The 17,949-nt window shown below is 35.9% G+C and carries 16 protein-coding genes; all 16 read left to right on the top strand.

Annotated features, from left to right (window positions below):
- Nucleotides 1-26: 26 nt before the first annotated feature.
- The 16 genes from FTV11_RS04905 to FTV11_RS04980 all read left to right on the top strand — a co-directional run bounded on the left by FTV11_RS04905 (nt 27) and on the right by FTV11_RS04980 (nt 17,941).
- Nucleotides 27-1,145: a glycosyltransferase gene (locus FTV11_RS04905; RefSeq protein WP_180073504.1), complete on the top strand. Its 1,119-nt coding sequence runs from the start codon at nt 27-29 to the stop codon at nt 1,143-1,145.
- Nucleotides 1,142-2,236, top strand: a complete 1,095-nt coding sequence (locus FTV11_RS04910; protein WP_180073505.1) for a glycosyltransferase — start codon at nt 1,142-1,144, stop codon at nt 2,234-2,236. Before FTV11_RS04905 ends, FTV11_RS04910 begins: the two co-directional genes overlap by 4 nt.
- Nucleotides 2,233-3,372 carry a glycosyltransferase family 4 protein gene (locus FTV11_RS04915; protein ID WP_180073506.1) on the top strand — a complete coding sequence of 380 codons (1,140 nt, stop codon included), beginning with the start codon at nt 2,233-2,235 and terminating at the stop codon, nt 3,370-3,372. The genes FTV11_RS04910 and FTV11_RS04915 overlap by 4 nt, the downstream gene beginning before the upstream one ends.
- Nucleotides 3,373-3,403: 31 nt before the next feature.
- Nucleotides 3,404-3,943 (top strand): serine O-acetyltransferase, encoded by a 540-nt coding sequence (locus FTV11_RS04920; RefSeq protein ID WP_168379453.1) that lies wholly within the window; start codon nt 3,404-3,406, stop codon nt 3,941-3,943.
- A gap of 153 nt (nt 3,944-4,096) precedes the next feature.
- Entirely contained in the window at nt 4,097-4,699 is a 603-nt protein-coding gene (locus FTV11_RS04925; RefSeq protein ID WP_180073507.1) for a sugar transferase, read from the top strand.
- The gene (locus FTV11_RS04930) at nt 4,699-5,355 is read left to right on the top strand and encodes a NeuD/PglB/VioB family sugar acetyltransferase (RefSeq protein WP_180073508.1); all 657 of its coding nucleotides are present in this window, start codon (nt 4,699-4,701) and stop codon (nt 5,353-5,355) included. The genes FTV11_RS04925 and FTV11_RS04930 overlap by 1 nt, the downstream gene beginning before the upstream one ends.
- A 35-nt stretch (nt 5,356-5,390) precedes the next feature.
- Nucleotides 5,391-6,560, top strand: a complete 1,170-nt coding sequence (locus FTV11_RS04935) for a DegT/DnrJ/EryC1/StrS aminotransferase family protein (RefSeq protein WP_180063329.1) — start codon at nt 5,391-5,393, stop codon at nt 6,558-6,560.
- Between the two features lie 60 nt (nt 6,561-6,620).
- Nucleotides 6,621-8,477 carry a nucleoside-diphosphate sugar epimerase/dehydratase gene (locus tag FTV11_RS04940; RefSeq protein ID WP_180073509.1) on the top strand — a complete coding sequence of 619 codons (1,857 nt, stop codon included), beginning with the start codon at nt 6,621-6,623 and terminating at the stop codon, nt 8,475-8,477.
- Nucleotides 8,478-8,580: 103 nt separating this feature from the next.
- On the top strand, nt 8,581-9,705 hold the full coding sequence (gene wecB, locus FTV11_RS04945) for a non-hydrolyzing UDP-N-acetylglucosamine 2-epimerase (protein WP_180073510.1): 1,125 nt from the start codon (nt 8,581-8,583) through the stop codon (nt 9,703-9,705).
- 18 nt (nt 9,706-9,723) lie between these two features.
- Complete coding sequence (wecC, locus tag FTV11_RS04950) at nt 9,724-10,971, top strand: UDP-N-acetyl-D-mannosamine dehydrogenase (protein ID WP_180073511.1); 1,248 nt, start codon at nt 9,724-9,726, stop codon at nt 10,969-10,971.
- Between the two features lie 2 nt (nt 10,972-10,973).
- Nucleotides 10,974-12,065 carry an O-antigen ligase family protein gene (locus FTV11_RS04955; RefSeq protein ID WP_180073512.1) on the top strand — a complete coding sequence of 364 codons (1,092 nt, stop codon included), beginning with the start codon at nt 10,974-10,976 and terminating at the stop codon, nt 12,063-12,065.
- Between the two features lie 3 nt (nt 12,066-12,068).
- Nucleotides 12,069-13,238: a hypothetical protein gene (locus tag FTV11_RS04960; protein ID WP_180073513.1), complete on the top strand. Its 1,170-nt coding sequence runs from the start codon at nt 12,069-12,071 to the stop codon at nt 13,236-13,238.
- Between the two features lie 18 nt (nt 13,239-13,256).
- On the top strand, nt 13,257-13,742 hold the full coding sequence (locus FTV11_RS17300) for a DapH/DapD/GlmU-related protein (RefSeq protein WP_373685408.1): 486 nt from the start codon (nt 13,257-13,259) through the stop codon (nt 13,740-13,742).
- Between the two features lie 10 nt (nt 13,743-13,752).
- Entirely contained in the window at nt 13,753-14,802 is a 1,050-nt protein-coding gene (locus tag FTV11_RS04970) for a glycosyltransferase (RefSeq protein WP_180073514.1), read from the top strand.
- Nucleotides 14,796-15,803, top strand: coding sequence for a glycosyltransferase (locus tag FTV11_RS04975; protein WP_180073515.1), 1,008 nt, complete (start codon nt 14,796-14,798; stop codon nt 15,801-15,803). The genes FTV11_RS04970 and FTV11_RS04975 overlap by 7 nt, the downstream gene beginning before the upstream one ends.
- The gene (locus tag FTV11_RS04980; RefSeq protein ID WP_180073516.1) at nt 15,800-17,941 is read left to right on the top strand and encodes a bi-domain-containing oxidoreductase; all 2,142 of its coding nucleotides are present in this window, start codon (nt 15,800-15,802) and stop codon (nt 17,939-17,941) included. The genes FTV11_RS04975 and FTV11_RS04980 overlap by 4 nt, the downstream gene beginning before the upstream one ends.
- Nucleotides 17,942-17,949: the final 8 nt, after the last annotated feature.

Here is a 17,949-nt window from a genome sequence, read left to right on the forward strand (position 1 = left end):
TCCAATTTTAAAATTTAGGTCTACATATGTTGAATAAAGTCATGTTCTTTTTGCCAAGCTTGGGCGGTGGCGGTGCAGAACGTACAGTTATTCAACTGGCGAACAGTTTTGCAGAACAAGGTCTGAATATTCATTTGGGCGTGTGTGATGTCGCAGGTGATAAAGCCAAACTCTTGCCTGAAGTCAGTTCAAAAATTGAATTGGTGAATTTTAATTGCGGTCGGGTGATGAATAGCATCACTCCCTTAAAAATGAAACTGAAAGCTGAGCAATATGACTGCTTGGTGGCAACGCAAACCCATACCAATATTGTGGCAGGCATTGCGAAAAAACTGGCAGGCGTTCAAACCGCATTGATCTTCCGCGAAGTATCGACGCCATCTAAAAATTTGAAATTACAGGGTGTTGCTAAATTCATTTTAAAAACTTTGGTGAACTGGACTTATCCAATGGCACAGCAAGTGGTTTGTGTCTCCAAAGGCGTAGAAGCTGATTTTCGTGAATATTATGCTTATAAGAAAAATAACCTGAGTACCATTTATAACCCTGTACTAGATGATGCCTATTTTGAAAAACTGAAAGCATCTGTCACACATCGCTTTTTTAATAATGACAATAAAGTGATTTTGGCAGTAGGGCGTTTGACGGAAGCGAAAAACTTTGGCTTTCTGATTCGTTCTTTTAAAGCTTTACATGATCAGCATTCTGAAACCCGTCTGATTATTTTAGGTGAGGGTGAACTGCGTGCTGAATTTGAAGCTTTGGTATCGGACTTGGGCTTAAAAGATGTCGTAGATTTACCGGGCTTTGATTCAAACCCGTATGCCTATTTTAAATATGCGTCGCTATTTGTTTTAAGCTCAAATTGGGAAGGTCTACCGGGGGTGCTGATTCAGGCACTCGCTTCCAAAGTGAAGGTAGTCAGTACCGATTGCCCAAGTGGACCAATGGAAATTTTAGACCATGCCAAATTTGGCTTATTGGTCGAATGCAATGATCAAGTAGGTTTGATGCAAGCCATGCAACAGGCAATTTTTGCCGATTATGTACATTATTCAGAAGCTGACTTTGAAGCGCATATTCAGCAATTCCACAAAGCAACGGTATTGAGGCAGTACTTAAACATGATGGAGTCTGCAACATGAGCAAACCGTTGATGGTGCATGTGATCACCAACTTTGCAGGGGTAGGCGGTGCAGAAATGATGTTGGCGCGTCTGATTCAATATACTGAAAACCAATATCAGCACGTGATCATCAGTTTGATGAAAACCTCAGAGGTCTTTCAAAGCACGCTCGATCGTTGTCAGTCACATTATGCCTTAGGTTGGAATGGTATCAATACGCTGAGTACGATTCAAAAATTACGTAAATTGCTGAAACAGTTACAACCTCAAACCGTGCAATGTTGGATGTACCATGCCAATGCCTTAACCAGTTTGAGCGTCATTGGCTTAGCAAAAAAACCAAAAGTCGTGTGGGGCATTCATCACTCGCTTGCTTCCCCGAAAGATGAATCCATTAGCACTAAGATTGCTTTAAGTTTAAGTAAAATTTTATCAAAACAACCGAACAGCATTATTTATTGTGCGCATTCTTCATTAGAACAGCACCAAGCATTTGGTTTTCAAAACCCAAATTGTAAAGTGATCGCCAATGGGGTGTTTCTCGATAAATTTCAGCCGAACCCAGAATTGCATCAGCCAACCGTGATTGGCTTTGCAGGGCGTTATCATCCTGCAAAAGGTTACCCATATTTATTTGAAACCATGGGCTTACTGAAAGATGAGAACATCATCTTTAAAATTGCAGGTAGCGGGGCGAGTTTCGAGAATGTGGACGTCAAAGCTTTATTTAGGCAGTATCAATTAGATGCCGAAAAAGTCCATTTACTAGATCAAATCTCAGATATGCCTGCTTTTTATCAGTCGATAGATGCCTTTTTGATGACGTCAATTACCGAAGGTTTTCCGAATGTCTTGGTAGAAGCGATGGCATCAGGTTTGCCTTGTATTAGTACCGATGTGGGGGATGCACAATATATTGTGCAGAACTTAGGATCAATTGTGCCGCCACGCAATGCACAAGCCTTGGCAGATGCTATTTTGGCTTATGTACAAAAAACAGAAGCAGAAAAACAAGCTTTAAAACAAGCGGCTCGTGAACGGGTTGAACAGAATTTCAGTATCGAAACCGTCAGCGGTCAATATATGCAGGTGTGGAGCCAACAGGCATGAAGTTTTTAATGATTAGTAGTTTTTTACCATCGGTACTGAATTTCCGTGGCAAATTATTAGAAGCCATTGCAGCTAAAGGTTATGAAATTCATATCATGGGGCCTGAGTTTTTAGACTTTCCTGAGGAACAGCAAAAACTCCAAGCTTTGGGCTATCACCTGCATGAAATTCCGATGCAACGCACTGGTACGAATCCATTGGCAGATTTAAAACTACTGAAACATCTGTATCAAAACATCCGTCACATTCAACCTGACTATGTACTGTCCTATACGATTAAGCCAGTGATTTACGGCACATTAGCAGCGTGGTTAGCGAAAGTCCCACATCGTTTTGCACTCATTACAGGTTTGGGCTACGCCTTTCAAAATGTAGAATCAGGCAAGCGCAGTCTGTTCCAAAAAATGGTGCATGGTTTATATGCACAAGCCTTAAAACATAGTGACAAAGTCTTTTTCCAAAACCCAGATGATCTCAAGCTGTTCCAAGACATGCATTTGCTTGATGTCGAAAAGCCGACGGTGGTGGTGAATGGTTCAGGGGTGAATGTACAGGATTTTGATGTTATGCCTTTACCAAACGATGATGCAGGCGTAGTCAAAGCCTCATTCTTACTCATTGCACGGCTTTTGGGTGATAAAGGCGTACGTGAATATGCAGAATCAGCACGGCTCATCAAAGCACAATATCCTAATGCTGAGTTTCATTTGGTCGGTTGGATTGATGATAATCCATCAGCTATTTCTCAAGCCGAACTCGATGAATGGATTGCCGATGATCGCCTCAAATATTGGGGCAAACTCAGTGATGTCCGTCCTGCAATTGCGGAAAGCTCGGTCTACGTGTTGCCCTCCTACCGTGAAGGCACGCCACGTACGGTATTAGAGGCGATGGCTATGGGGCGGGCGATTATTACCACCGATGCACCAGGTTGTCGTGAAACGGTATCGCACGGTGTGAATGGTTATTTGGTCGGAGTGAAGTCTGTAGATGATTTGGTGCAATGCATGCAATACTTTATTGAAGATCCAAAACTGACTGAGTATATGGGAAAGCGTTCGCGGGAAATTGCGCTGAATAAATATGATGTGCATCAAGTGAATAAGCATATGCTGGCTGAAATGGGTATCCATTAAAGGCGATTCACCAATTTAAGAGGCGATCCAGATGACTCTAAAATATATAAAAAGTGATTTATACCGTTATACCGGTCATGTCAGTTTGAAAACCTTTTTGAAAACTTATTTATTCAATCGTGGTTTTAATTTTTCATTTTGGCTGCGTTTGGCCAGTGCAAAATCATTTTGGGCAAAGTTGGCTTATCCGATTTATTATTATAAAAAAAAGCAGTACGGCATAGATATTCATACCACAACTCAAATTGGATATGGTCTGTTTATTGGTCATGGCGGGCCGCTGGTTGTTAACCCTACGACTGTGCTTGGCAATAATGTGAATTTGTCGCAATTTACCACCATTGGCGCCAATGGTGGCCGTCAAGCAGCAGAAATTGGTGACAATGTTTATATTGGGCCGAATGTTTGCATTATTGAGCATGTAAAAATTGGCAATAATGCCACTATCGGTGCGGGCAGCGTTGTGACGAAAGACATTCCTGAAAATGCAACTGCGGTAGGAAACTACGCGAAGGTGATCAGCATGAATAACCCGGGTCATGCAGTCAATCGTCGTTGGACCGATCTCTAAACGACTATATTTTCGGGATCTTTTGGAATGGGCACTACTTGAGTCCCTTTGACGGTTGAAATATTTTACAAATCTGATGGTCTCGAACAGGGTATAATCATTGCTAGAAATGGATACCATTTCCCCATCTTCATCTAATCTTAAGAGTGAACCATGTTAAAGCGCTTATTGGATATTGTGATTGCATCATCTGCGCTGGTGCTGCTGTCTCCTATTTATGCTTTGGTGGCTTATAAGGTGAAAAAGAATTTAGGTTCTCCTATTTTATTCCGTCAAGTACGTCCGGGTCTGCATGGCAAGCCGTTTGAAATGGTGAAGTTTCGCACCATGAAAGATGCTGTTGATTTAGAAGGCAATCCATTACCAGACAGTGAGCGTCTGACCGCATTTGGTAAAATGCTTCGTGCCACCAGTTTGGATGAAATGCCTGAACTGTGGAATGTGATTAAAGGCGATATGAGTATTGTCGGACCACGACCATTATTGATGGAATATTTACCGCTCTATAATCGTGAGCAGGCCAAGCGTCATCGTGTGCGTCCGGGCATCACAGGACATGCTCAAGTGAATGGTCGTAATGCCATTTCATGGGAAAAAAAGTTTGAACTCGATACGTGGTATGTGGAAAATCAGTCTTTATGGCTCGATTTTAAAATCATGCTAAAAACCGTGAAAAAAGTGATTGCCAAGGATGATATTAGTGCTGAAGGCGAGGCAACCATGACAAAATTTACCGGCACACCGGAACAAAAATAATGACAACACTCTCTGCTATTTATGGGGCTTCAGGTTGTGGGCGTAGCCTGATGCCTGTCGCGCGTCAGCAATTGGCACGTCAAGGTGATGCGTCTGAAATTATCTTTATCGATGATGCTTTAACAGACATTGCTTCAGTCAATGGTCATCGTGCCATGAATTACCAAGCGTTTCTAAATGAATTTGCATCGACAAAATACGTGCAAATTGCGATTGCCAATAGTCGTGTGCGTGAAAAAATCGCTCAGCGTTTAGAAGCGGATGGCATTCAGCTTTGGTCGATCACTGCGGACAATGTGGTTTTAATGGATCAGATAGAACTCGCTGAAGGTTCTGCTTTGAGTCCCTTTGTCACCATTGGCTCAAATGTCAAAATCGGCAAGTGTTTTCATGCCAATTTATACAGTTATGTCGAGCATGATTGTGTGATTGGGGATTTCGTTACTTTCGCACCAGGCGTAAAATGTAACGGCAATATTCATATACATGCACATGCCTATATTGGTGCGGGTGCGATGATTAAGCAGGGCACACCTGATCAGCCTTTAGTGATTGGTGCAGGTGCGATTGTGGGTATGGGTGCTGTCGTGACCAAAAGTGTACCCGCAGGCGTCACCGTGGTGGGTAATCCCGCCCGAATTCTGACTTCAAAATAGATTTTTAAACTCGATTTTTAGACTGGGAAAACTCCATGTTAAACAGTGCATTTGAGCCTTGGCCAAGCTTTACCCAAGTAGAAGCCGATGCGGTGTCAAAAGTCCTATTATCCAATAAAGTAAATTATTGGACAGGTCAGGAATGCCGTGAATTCGAAAAGGAATTTGCACAGTTTGCAGGAACCAAACATGCAGTTGCCGTTGCCAATGGTACAGTGGCACTCGATTTAGCCCTCAAAGCTTTGGGTATTGGTGCAGGTGATGACGTGATTGTCACTTCACGGACTTTCTTGGCTTCAGCAAGTTCAATTGTCACCGCAGGTGCCAATCCTATTTTTGCTGATGTTGAACTGGATTCACAGAATATCTCACGCCGTACAATTGAAGCAGTCATCACTCCAAATACCAAAGCCATTATTTGTGTGCATTTGGCAGGGTGGATGTGTGATATGGATCCGATCATGCAATTGGCTGAGGAAAAAGGCATCTTCGTGATTGAAGATTGCGCCCAAGCACATGGCGCGATGTATAAAGGAAAATCAGCTGGTTCCATCGGTCATATTGGGGCGTGGTCATTCTGCCAAGACAAGATTATGACCACGGGTGGTGAAGGCGGTATGGTCACTACCAATGACGAGAGTCTGTGGAAAACAATGTGGTCGTATAAAGATCACGGTAAAAACTTTGATAGCGTGTATAACAAGCAACATCCACCGGGCTTCCGTTGGTTGCATGATTCATTTGGTACCAATTGGCGTATGATGGAAATGCAAGCTGTGATTGGTCGTCTGCAACTCAAACAAATGTCTGAATGGACGGCAAAACGTAATACTAATATGGCGCGTATCCAAGCCGTATTTGAAAGTAGCCCTTATTTTACCGTAGCGAAACCGTCAAACGATTATGTACATGCCGCTTATAAATGCTATGTGCAAGTCAATGTTGATGCTTTACCCGACGGCTGGTCACGTGACCGCATCATGGCGGAAATTTCATCTCAAGCTGTTCCATGCTTTAGCGGTTCATGCTCAGAAGTGTATTTAGAAAAAGCCTTTGATGGCACAGCGTGGCGTCCAAAACAATCATTGCCACAAGCAAAACAACTCGGTGAAAGCAGTTTGATGTTCCTTGTACATCCAACATTGTCGGATGCCAGCATGCAAAAAACAGTGGATGCTATTACGCAAGTCATCGCAAAAATCTAAACCTGAAAAGCGCGTATAATATTAGGCGCGAATATTCCTTTGACCTGACTCGAGCACGTTGTGAAAGACATTATCCGTTCTATAGCATCATTACCGCGTCGCCAAAAGCAAATTGTTTTGGTGCTGATGGATATCTGTGTTTTACCGTTGATGATGTGGTTGGCGTATGCCATTCGTTTGGCGCGTCCGAATGTACAGGTCATGCAAGGCTTAGATGCTTGGTATATCTATGTCGGTATTTGTGGCATTGCTATTTTTGCTTTGCTGGGGATTTACCGCGCAATTGTCCGTTCTTTTAATGAAGACTACTTACTGCGGATATTAATCGGGACATTTATTCAAATCGTGGCCTTGTACACGATTAAAAAATTGAATGTCGCTTTTATTCCCATGAGTATTCCGCTCATGTATGGCTTTATGCTGTTTTCATACATGTGGTGGAGCCGTGCCGTCATTCGCTACGCAACCCTCAAAACCTTCGCAAAAAAACAGAGCCGTAAACGTGTGGCGATTTATGGCGCAGGGCTGGCAGGACAACAAATTGCAGCAGCTTTAAACCGTTCAGATGATTATTTGCCTGTGTGTTTTATTGACGATAAGCGCTCCTTACAAGGTCAGTCACTGAGTGGTTTAAAAATTTATTCACCGACAAAAGCACAAACCAAATTGGGTAAATTTGGTATTGAAGAAGTATTACTTGCCATGCCTTCCGTTGGTCGTGCACGGAAAAAAGAGATTATTGAGTCTTTTGATACGGCAGATGTCAAAATTATGGAACTGCCAGGGGTAACGCAACTGGTGGATGGTCAAGTCCAAGTTTCAGATATTCGTGAAGTAGATATCATTGATTTGCTTGGGCGCGATCCTGTACCGCCTAAAGCTGAATTGTTAGAAAAGAATATTAAAAATAAAGTGGTCATGGTAACTGGGGCAGGGGGGTCGATCGGCTCGGAGTTATGCCGTCAGATCGTGAAGCATCAGCCGAAAATGCTCGTGTTGTTTGAAATGTCTGAATTTGCTTTGTATTCAATCGACCGTGAATTACAGGCATCTAATGTGTCTGTTGTACCTGTGCTTGGTTCTGTCACCAATCAGTCAAAACTGGAACGTATATTGCAACAGTATGCGGTACAGACCGTATATCATGCTGCGGCTTATAAACACGTACCACTTGTTGAAGCAAACCCATTTGAAGGTATTTATAATACGTCCATTGGTACACAGCGCAGTGTCGATGCCGCAGTGAATCAAAATGTTGAAACTTTTGTTTTAATTTCAACTGATAAAGCTGTGCGTCCAACCAATGTCATGGGTGCTTCTAAACGCATGGCAGAGCTGTATTGTCAGGGCTTGGCATCGACACATCCAAACACCCAAATCAGTATTGTCCGTTTTGGGAATGTATTAGGTTCTTCGGGATCTGTTGTTCCTTTGTTTAAAAAGCAGATTGCTCAAGGCGGGCCTGTTACAGTAACGCACCCAGAAGTCACGCGTTATTTTATGACGATTCCTGAAGCAGCTCAGCTCGTGATTCAGGCAGGTGCAATGGGGATAGGCGGTGATGTATTTCTGCTTGATATGGGCGAGCCAGTTAAAATAATAGACTTAGCTAAACAAATGATTCGTTTAAGTGGTTTTCGAGCAATCGATGAAAATGGTATAGGTGATATTGAGATACAATTTACAGGTCTACGTCCGGGTGAAAAATTGTATGAAGAGTTGTTGATTGATTCGGATAATGTAGAGAAAACTGGGCATGAGCGGATTTTAAAATCATTTGAAAATTATAGATCTTATGCGGTTATCTTAAATGCTTTTAATGAGTTGATTAGTATTTATAACAATGATATTGAAACAAAAAAACTATACATATTGTTATCTCAATATGTTAGTGGTTTTAAATCAGCCAAAAAATAATATAAATCAACATTTATAGCATTTTAATGGAATTTGAAAATTGATAGAATAGTTAAGTAAGTTAAAACATTTTTATATCGATAATTGAATTTAAGGGTAGTTTGTGAAAAGAATTTTACTGGTTTTTGGTACACGTCCTGAAGCCATAAAAATGGCACCTTTAGCTATAAAGTTGAAAGAAAATAATAATTTTTTTGAAACAAAGGTTTGTGTTACCGGTCAACACCGTCAAATGTTAGACCAAGTGTTAGAATTATTTAATTTAAAACCTGATTTTGATCTAAATTTGATGAAGCCTGGTCAAACTTTATCTGACGTGACTTCTGGCGTACTTAAAGGGCTTGAAGGCGTTTTTGCTGAATGGTTGCCAGATGTAGTGCTCGTTCATGGCGATACAGCAACAACATTTGCAGCATCTTTAGCGGCGTATTATCACAAAGTGAAGATTGGTCATGTGGAAGCTGGGTTACGTACAGGTGATATTTACTCACCATGGCCAGAAGAAGCAAACCGTAAGCTAACTGGCTCACTTGCTAATTATCATTTTGCACCTACACAATCTTCTTATAATAATTTAATTAAAGAAAATATTAATCCAAATAATATTACTATTACGGGTAATACCGTAATTGATGCATTGCTGAATGTTAAAGAAAAAGTAGAAACTGATCATAAAATTATTGCTGATTTTAAATCGCAATTCAGCTTTTTAGATCAAAGCAAAAAAATGATTTTAGTGACAGGCCACCGCCGTGAAAACTTTGGTCAAGGCTTTTTAAATATCTGCCAAGCATTGGCAAATATTGCGAAAAAATATTCAGATGTACAAATTGTATATCCTGTACATTTAAATCCGAATGTGCAAAAACCTGTAAATGAGCTGTTATCTGGTATTTCAAACATTCATTTAATTGCACCGCAGGATTATCTGCCTTTTGTTTATTTAATGAATCACAGCTATTTAATTTTGACCGATTCTGGCGGTATTCAAGAAGAAGCACCTTCTTTAGGTAAGCCTGTATTGGTAATGCGTGATACGACTGAACGTCCAGAAGCGGTAGATGCAGGAACAGTAAAATTGGTAGGTACAGATGCTGTGATCATTGAAAAATCTGTCTCTGAATTACTTGAAGATACCGCGTTATACAACCAAATGGCAGAAGCCCATAACCCATATGGTGATGGCACATCTTGTCAACAAATTATTGAATTTTTAAAGAATAACTGAGTTAGTGTAAGTCGTATTATGAATAATAAATTTGAACATATTTGTGTCATCGGTTTGGGTTATATCGGCTTGCCGACTGCTGCGACATTTGCGGCGCATGGGATTAAAGTTACAGGTGTTGATGTGAATCAGCACGCAGTAGACATGATTAACCAAGGTAAAGTACATATTGTAGAACCTGACCTAGACGCGTTGGTTAAAGACGTTGTAGAAAAAGGCATGTTGTCTGCGCAAACCACACCTGTAGAAGCTGATGCTTATATTGTTGCTGTGCCTACGCCATTTAAAGATGATCATGAACCTGATTTAAAATATATTGAAGCAGCAGCAAAAGCACTTGCACCTTATTTGGCCAAAGGCAATTTGGTCATTTTAGAGTCTACTTCACCTGTTGGCGCAACTGAGCAAATGTCTGCATGGTTGAGCGAAGCACGTGCAGATTTAAGCTTTCCACAGCAAGAAGGCGAAGCATCTGATATCCGTATTGCTCATTGTCCTGAGCGGGTTTTACCGGGTAAAGTGTTGTTAGAGCTTATTAGTAATGACCGCATTATTGGTGGTATGACAAAACTTTGTTCTACAGCAGCGAGTGACTTGTATAAAATATTTGTACAAGGTGGCTGTATTGAAACAAATGCGCGCACAGCCGAAATGTGTAAGCTGACAGAAAACTCTTTCCGTGATGTGAATATTGCCTTTGCCAATGAATTATCTGTAATTTGCGATAAGTTAGATATTAATGTTTGGGAATTGATTGCGTTAGCAAACCGTCATCCGCGTGTCAATATCTTACAACCTGGGCCAGGCGTAGGCGGTCACTGTATTGCAGTTGATCCATGGTTTATTGTGGCGAAGACACCTGAGCAAGCGCGTTTAATCCGCACTGCTCGTGAAGTGAATGATGCGAAGCCTGAATGGATCATTAATCAAGTTAAAATTAAAATTGCTGAGTTTTTGCAAGCGAACCCTGAAAAAACAATTAAGGATGTAACAGTCGCTTGCTATGGTTTGGCATTTAAGCCAGATATTGATGATTTACGTGAAAGCCCAGCTTTAGAGATTACTAAGAAACTAGCGGAGCAAGGGCTAAATATTTTAGCGATTGAGCCTAATATTAAAAAACTTCCTAAAAATTTACCATCAAGTATCAAATTGGTAGATATAGTTACAAGTAAAGCATCAGATATAAAAATACTTCTGGTTTCCCATTCTAGATTTAGAGAGAATTCAGAAATAATATATGACCTAATAGCAAGTAAAATATAAATATGATAGTAAAATATGAAGATCTATTAAAGACTTTAGTATTTACGCTATTTTTAGTCTTTGCATTATCATTTAGTATATTTCCTATTTTAGCAGAGTTTTTTACTTTGTTGAAATGGGTAATGTTGGCTTTTTTTATTTTATTAAGTTTTTTATTAAGTAAAAAAACTAAGTTACAGAAAAACTATTCAGTATTATTTTATTTTGGTTTTGTATGTATAATATTAATTTCTAGTATTTTTAAAAATGGATTTACTTCTAAAATACTAGAATACGCATTTCCATTTATATTTGCATTGGTATTTTATTTTCTACCTAGATTTTCTTTACATAAATCAAATTCACAATTTATAATAGATGAGTTTTTAATATTTTCAAAATTAACTTTCATAACATTTATTCCATTAATATTTTTTAATCAGTTTTATATAATGGGAAGGTTTAGTGGTTGGCTTCAAAACACAAATATTGTAGCAGGCTTAGCGACATTATCCATAATTTTGATATTTTATAATATACTAATTGAAAAAAAGAGAAATTATAAAGAAATTTTCTTTCTTTTTTTATTTTTAATAATTTTACTGTTGACACAATCGCGAGGGGGGTTAGTTTCATCAATAGTTGGTTGTATTTTAATATTTTTATCGAATTTAAAAAATATAAAATCATTGATTGAGTCTACTGCTATTTTAATAATAGTAGTTATAGGATTATTATTAATTATTAATAGTAGTTTTTCGGAAATGATAACCTTCCGATCCTTAGAACTAGGTATCAGAGGTGAAATGATAGATAGACAGCTAAATGCTTTTGCTTCTAATCCTATAATTGGAGTAGGGGTTGTGGAAAACGAAGACGATCCTACCGCTAGACTACATTCAGAAACATCTTACACTGATATTTTATCAATGGGAGGAATTGTAGGTTCATTATTTCTCATTACAGCTTTCATTATAAGAATTAAAAATTTAGATAAAAAATCTTTATTTGCTTTTTTTACAATATTAGTTATGTCATTTAGTGAAGGATATATTACAGGGATCGGTGGAATTATTTCTTTAGTATTTTATTTAATTTTTATATCTGGAAAATAAATTATGGGAAAATTATTTTTAATGAATAGTTTTTTTTCAAGTTTAAGTCAAGGGTTATATAGATTAATAATTCTATTTCTAATATTTAGCTATTCCTTGAATGATATAGAATTATTTGCTGTATATAGTTCACTTATTACTATGTTAATAGTTTTTCAGTCTATTGGCTCAATGGGTATATTATCTTCCTCAATTGCTATTCTGACAAAAAATAAGAATAGTGGAAATTTTTATAATTTATTAAAATCATTTTTATTAATTTCTATAATTTTATCTATAATATTTTCTGTTATTTCATATGTTTATATTGAAAAAATGGCTTTGATAAATAATCCATTTTATTTTTCCTTCCTTGTAGCAACTTTAATTCATATAGTATTTTTTAAAGGTTACTTAAATTTTAAAGAAAAATACTTACAACTATCATTAATTTCATTTTTAGTTTCTATTTTTATATTAATTCTTATTTTTTTATCTAATTTTAATCTTTTTGAAATATATAGTTATTCTATTATTTTTGAAAGTTTATTTTTTTTAATCTTCTTTTTATTTAATGCTGACATTCCAGAAATTCTAAAATCAGAAATTCTTATTGAGGATATAAAAGAAATTTTAAAATTTATGATACCTATAAGTTTTGCTGGATTTATGATAGTGCCAGCGAATGCATTAATTATTAATTTATTTAATTATTTTAAGGAAATTGAAGAATTATCTAAATTTAACTTGGGACTACAATTGAGAAATGTATTAACCTTTATTCCCTCAGTAATCGCAGTAATTTTTCTTAGGCAAATATTTAAAATTCAAGAAAAGAATAATTTGAATATAATGTTATCTTTTTTTTCTATAGTTATTATTGACATTGTTGTTTTTTCTTTAAAATACAATAATTTTAGTTATTTAAAATTAATAGATTATACTGAAATAATTTATATTTCATTAAGTTCATTATTATATGTATTATTTGTTGATAAAATCAATGAGTATATGAGAAATAGCAATACAAGAAATGTTGTTTTTATTCATTTGTTATGGTTTTTGGGGTTTATAATACCTTTTTTAACTTTATTTATTACAAAGGAGTATTTTTTTGATTTATATATTTCACCTTTTATAATAATATGTATTGCTTACTTATGCGCAATAATTTTTTCAAGGTATTTAAGGTGAATTATGAGGAATAATATTGTGTTTCGACTATTATTGTTGTTTTTTAAGGTGTTACCTTTAACAAGATTTTATAAAACAAAAGTTTTTATATTTAATTTATGTGGATTTAAGGTATCTGAAAATGTGAGAATCGTATCTAATATATATATAAGTGGAAAATGTAATATTGAAATTCATGAAAACACATTTATTGGGCATAAAGTGGCATTTTTAGGAAATGGTGATTTTCTGATTGAGAAAAATGTTGATATAGCTCCTTTTGTAAAACTTTTCACGGGTACCCATAAAGTTGATATGTTACCTCATAAAGCTGCAGGTACAGGATATAATGATAAAATTACTTTAAAAGAAGGTTGTTGGATTGGAGCTAATTCTACAATATTACCGGGTGTATCAATAGGTAAATGTTCCATTATAGCAGCTGGTAGTGTGGTTAATAAACCTGTACCAGATTATTGTTTATATGCGGGAAATCCTGCAATTTTCAAAAAAAAGTTGAGATAAAGGCAATTTTATGAAGATTACATTTTGGCAAAATATTGTAAGTATTCATCAAGTACCCCTATTAAATGCTCTATCAAATCATAAAGGCATTGCTATAGATTTAATTGTATCTGAATCAATACCTGAATATCGAAAAAGTCTTGGTTGGGTTCATTTAGAGAATAAAAAATTTAATTTAATATATCTTAACGACATAAAAAATCCAAAAGAGTACATTAGTTCTCGAGATTTTCATATCTTTAGTGGATTTTGTGCTTATAAAAGATTAAATAGTTTTTTTGTTGAATGTTTAAAATATAATAATGTGTATATATATTCAGAAGGTAAAGATGATAGGGGTTTAAAAGGGAAATTAAGATTGATTAAAGATAAATTTAATTATTTAAAATATGGTAAGAATGTTAGAGGTGTTTTTGCAATAGGAGATAAAGGTGTCTCTTGGTATAATAAAATTGGTTTTAAAAATAAAAAAATAAAAAAATTTGGATATTTTACGGATTCTATTATTTTAGAAAGTAATTTTAAAAATACAAGTAGGTATTTATTTGTGGGTAGATTAGTTGAGTCTAAAGGTATACTAAATATTTTAGAAGTTTTTAGTTATGATTCTAATAAAAATAGAATTATAGATATTTATGGTAATGGTCCTTTAGAGGCAGAAGTTAGAGAAGCCTCTGATAATAATATTAATATAAATTATAAAGGTGTTGTTAATAACTCGGAACTAAAAAGTGAATTATTAAATTATGATTATCTATTATTACCTAATACTGGGGATGAAGGTTGGGGAGCAGTTATTAATGAAGCACTTTTAAGTGGACTGAAAATTATATGTAGTAAAAATACAGGTGCTAATTGTTTGGTTAAAGCTTCTGGTTTTGGTATTGTATTAGATCAAGTAAATAATAATGCTCTAAATGATGCATTAATAAGTTTGGAAAATTTAAATATTAATAAGGATACTATTTTTCAATGGTCTGTTAATAATATTTCTCCTGAAATAGGGGCAAAATACTTTTATTCTGTCTTAAATAACAAGGAGGTGAAAATAAAATGGTAAGTAAAAATATTGTAATTAATGCTTCTGGTGCTAAAGAAGGAGGAGCTAAGACTATTATTGAGTCATTTTTATTAAATATTCAAGATAATAATAATTATTATATAGTTGTTGGTTTTGATTTGGATTTAGATGTATCTAATAATGTTAAAGTTATTAAGTTTTCTACCAGTGGTATTCTGTCTTTGTTTTTTTCTATTATTGGATTTTATTATTTTTGTTTTAAATTTAAGGCTGATGTTGTTATTTCTTTTATGAACTTGAATTTAATTTTTTTTAAAAATAAAAAAATAACTTATTTGCATCAAAATAAAATCTTTACTTGTAATTCTTTAAGGATGAAAATATATAGATTTATTACAAAGATTAATAGGGATGACAATTATGTTTGTCAAACGGAAGCAGTAAAAAGCAATATGATTAATGTGTTATCTATTAATCCAAATAATATTGAAGTGGTTTGGCCATCTATTTTAATGCCTAATAATGCTGATAATTATAATTCTTTACGGATTAAATTCGAAAATGACTTTATATATTGCATATGTCCTATAATAGATATAAATGCTCCTCATAAGAATTTTAAATTTTTAATTGAAAACCAAGATTACTTTATAAAAAATAATATCAAGGTTTTTGTAACATCAGAAATTGGTAATAATTTTCATGAAATTTCAGATTGTTTTATTTTTTTAGGAAAATTAAACACGAGCGATTTGCATTATTTATATAGGAAATGTGATTTTATGTTATTCCCGTCAAAAAATGAAACTGTCGGTTTGCCAATATTTGAAGCTCTTTATTACAATTGTAAACCTGTTTTATATGATGCACCCTATTTAATTAATATTTTTAATGATGGTTTGCCTAATAATGTTATATTAGTTAACGAAAGTAGATTTGCTTTTTTAGAGCAGGGTAATTTGTCGAGTTCAAAAGATTTTTCTTATGAACCTAAAAATGAATGGTATAAGTTATTTAAAATGATTGAGAATTTTAAATGAAACAAATTTTTCAAGATTTATCTAAAGGCGGCACTTCAATTGTTGAAGCCCCATCTCCTCAAATAAGTACAGGACACCTTATTATTTCTACCAGTATTTCTCTTATTTCTGCTGGTACAGAACGTATGTTGGTTGATTTTGGTAAAGCAAATGTTATTGATAAAGCACGCCAACAACCCGAAAAAGTGCGTATGGTACTTGATAAGGTTAAAACTGACGGTCTGCTTACCACTTATGAAGCTGTTCAATCTAAATTGAACCAACCATTACCTCTAGGATACTGTAATGTAGGTGTCATTCAAGAAATTGGTAAACAGGTTGAGGGTTTTAAAGTTGGTGATCGAGTTGTTTCCAATGGTCACCATGCTGACGTAGTTAAAGTACCTAAAAACTTATGTGCAAAAATTCCAGATAATGTGTCTAATGAAGCGGCAAGTTTTACCGTATTAGGCGCAATTGCTTTACAAGGTATCCGTTTGGCACAGCCGACTTTAGGGGAAAGTTTTGTTGTCATTGGGGCTGGTCTTATTGGCTTAATGGCTATTCAGTTATTAAGAGCCAACGGATGCCGTGTACTAGCAGTAGATTTTGATGCTAAAAAATTAGAGTTAGCAAAAACATACGGTGCAGAAATTTGTAATCCTGCTTTAGGTCAAGATCCAGTAACAGTGGCAGAAGTATTTGCACGTGGTTTGGGTGTGGATGGCGTAATTATTACCGCCTCGACTAAGTCAAATGATCCTGTACACCAAGCAGCATTAATGTGTCGTCAGCGTGGTCGTATTATTTTAGTGGGTGTTGTTGGTCTAGAACTCAATCGTGCAGACTTTTATGAAAAAGAACTAAGTTTCCAAGTATCTTGCTCATATGGCCCAGGTCGTTATGATGAATTTTATGAAGCGCAGGGCAATGATTATCCTGTAGGTTTTGTACGTTGGACAGAACAGCGTAACTTTGTTGCTGTATTGGATATGATGGCATCTGGTGCTTTAGATGTCTCATCGTTAGTAAGCCATCGTTTTAACTTTGAAGATGCCGTTGCTGCATACAATGTGCTGACCAATGTACGTGACAGTTTAGGTATTATTTTACAATATCCACATCAAATTGAAACTAGACACTATAAGCATTTAGAGCTTGGTAATTACCAGTTCAACCAAGCAGCTAAAGTTAGCCTTGGGTGCATTGGTGCGGGTAATTATGCTTCACGAGTACTTATTCCAGCATTTAAAAAAACCAATGTTAATTTACATACTATTGTCACAGCAAGTGGTGTAAACAGTGTTATTCATGGTGATAAGGCTGGCTTTAAATTAGCATCATCAGACTTAAATGATATTTGGCAAAATAGTGAAATTAATACTTGTATTATTGCAACACGCCATAATACACATGCCAAGTTCGCTTTAGATGCATTGTCTGCAAATAAAAATGTTTTTGTAGAAAAGCCCTTGGCGTTAAATCTAGAAGACGTACAAGCAATTGAAGATTTTTATAAAAATCATTCTTCACCAACTAAACCGCATTTGATGGTTGGTTTTAATCGTCGTTTTTCACCACAAATTCAGAAAATGAAACAACTGTTAGCCACAGTAAAACAACCTAAGGCATTTATCATGACAATGAATGCTGGTGCTATTCCTGCTGATCACTGGACTCAAGACTCTGAAATTGGTGGTGGTCGTATTATTGGTGAAGCTTGTCATTTTATTGATTTAATGCGCTTCTTAGCGGGTTCTAAAATTAGTAGCTATCAAGTACAGGGTATGGGGGCTCAATTTGATCAGGATTTAGTCGAAGATAAAGCCTGTATTACATTGGCATTTGAAGATGGCTCTTTTGGTACGATTTTTTATTTAGCAAATGGCTCTAATGCATTTCCTAAGGAAAGAATCGAAGTCTTTGCTGGCGGTAAAGTTTTACAGTTAGATAACTTCCGCAAAATGACAGGCTATGGTTGGTCTGGATTTAAAAAGATGAACTTGTGGCGACAAGATAAAGGTCAAGAGAATTGTGTACAAGCTTTTGTTGATGCAATTGAAAAAGGTGCTAATACACCAATTCCTTTAGATGAAATTATTGAAGTTGCTCGAGTGACAATTGAAGCTGCACAATTACTTCGAGAGAAGCAGGTTTAGTCTGTTTA

The organism is Acinetobacter sp. YH12231 (assembly GCF_013417755.1).
GTDB lineage: Bacteria > Pseudomonadota > Gammaproteobacteria > Pseudomonadales > Moraxellaceae > Acinetobacter > Acinetobacter amyesii.

Excerpts from the sequence above, each read along its gene's own strand:
- FTV11_RS04970 (WP_180073514.1), top strand. The coding sequence starts at position 13,753 with ATGAAGATTACATTTTGGCAAAATATTGTAAGTATTCATCAAGTACCC.
- FTV11_RS04975 (WP_180073515.1), top strand. The coding sequence starts at position 14,796 with ATGGTAAGTAAAAATATTGTAATTAATGCTTCTGGTGCTAAAGAAGGA.
- FTV11_RS04915 (WP_180073506.1), top strand. The coding sequence starts at position 2,233 with ATGAAGTTTTTAATGATTAGTAGTTTTTTACCATCGGTACTGAATTTC.
- FTV11_RS04930 (WP_180073508.1), top strand. The coding sequence starts at position 4,699 with ATGACAACACTCTCTGCTATTTATGGGGCTTCAGGTTGTGGGCGTAGC.
- wecC (WP_180073511.1), top strand. The coding sequence starts at position 9,724 with ATGAATAATAAATTTGAACATATTTGTGTCATCGGTTTGGGTTATATC.
- FTV11_RS04910 (WP_180073505.1), top strand. The coding sequence starts at position 1,142 with ATGAGCAAACCGTTGATGGTGCATGTGATCACCAACTTTGCAGGGGTA.
- FTV11_RS04935 (WP_180063329.1), top strand. The coding sequence starts at position 5,391 with ATGTTAAACAGTGCATTTGAGCCTTGGCCAAGCTTTACCCAAGTAGAA.
- FTV11_RS04905 (WP_180073504.1), top strand. The coding sequence starts at position 27 with ATGTTGAATAAAGTCATGTTCTTTTTGCCAAGCTTGGGCGGTGGCGGT.
- FTV11_RS04925 (WP_180073507.1), top strand. The coding sequence starts at position 4,097 with ATGTTAAAGCGCTTATTGGATATTGTGATTGCATCATCTGCGCTGGTG.
- FTV11_RS04920 (WP_168379453.1), top strand. The coding sequence starts at position 3,404 with ATGACTCTAAAATATATAAAAAGTGATTTATACCGTTATACCGGTCAT.
- FTV11_RS04955 (WP_180073512.1), top strand. The coding sequence starts at position 10,974 with ATGATAGTAAAATATGAAGATCTATTAAAGACTTTAGTATTTACGCTA.
- FTV11_RS04960 (WP_180073513.1), top strand. The coding sequence starts at position 12,069 with ATGGGAAAATTATTTTTAATGAATAGTTTTTTTTCAAGTTTAAGTCAA.
- FTV11_RS04980 (WP_180073516.1), top strand. The coding sequence starts at position 15,800 with ATGAAACAAATTTTTCAAGATTTATCTAAAGGCGGCACTTCAATTGTT.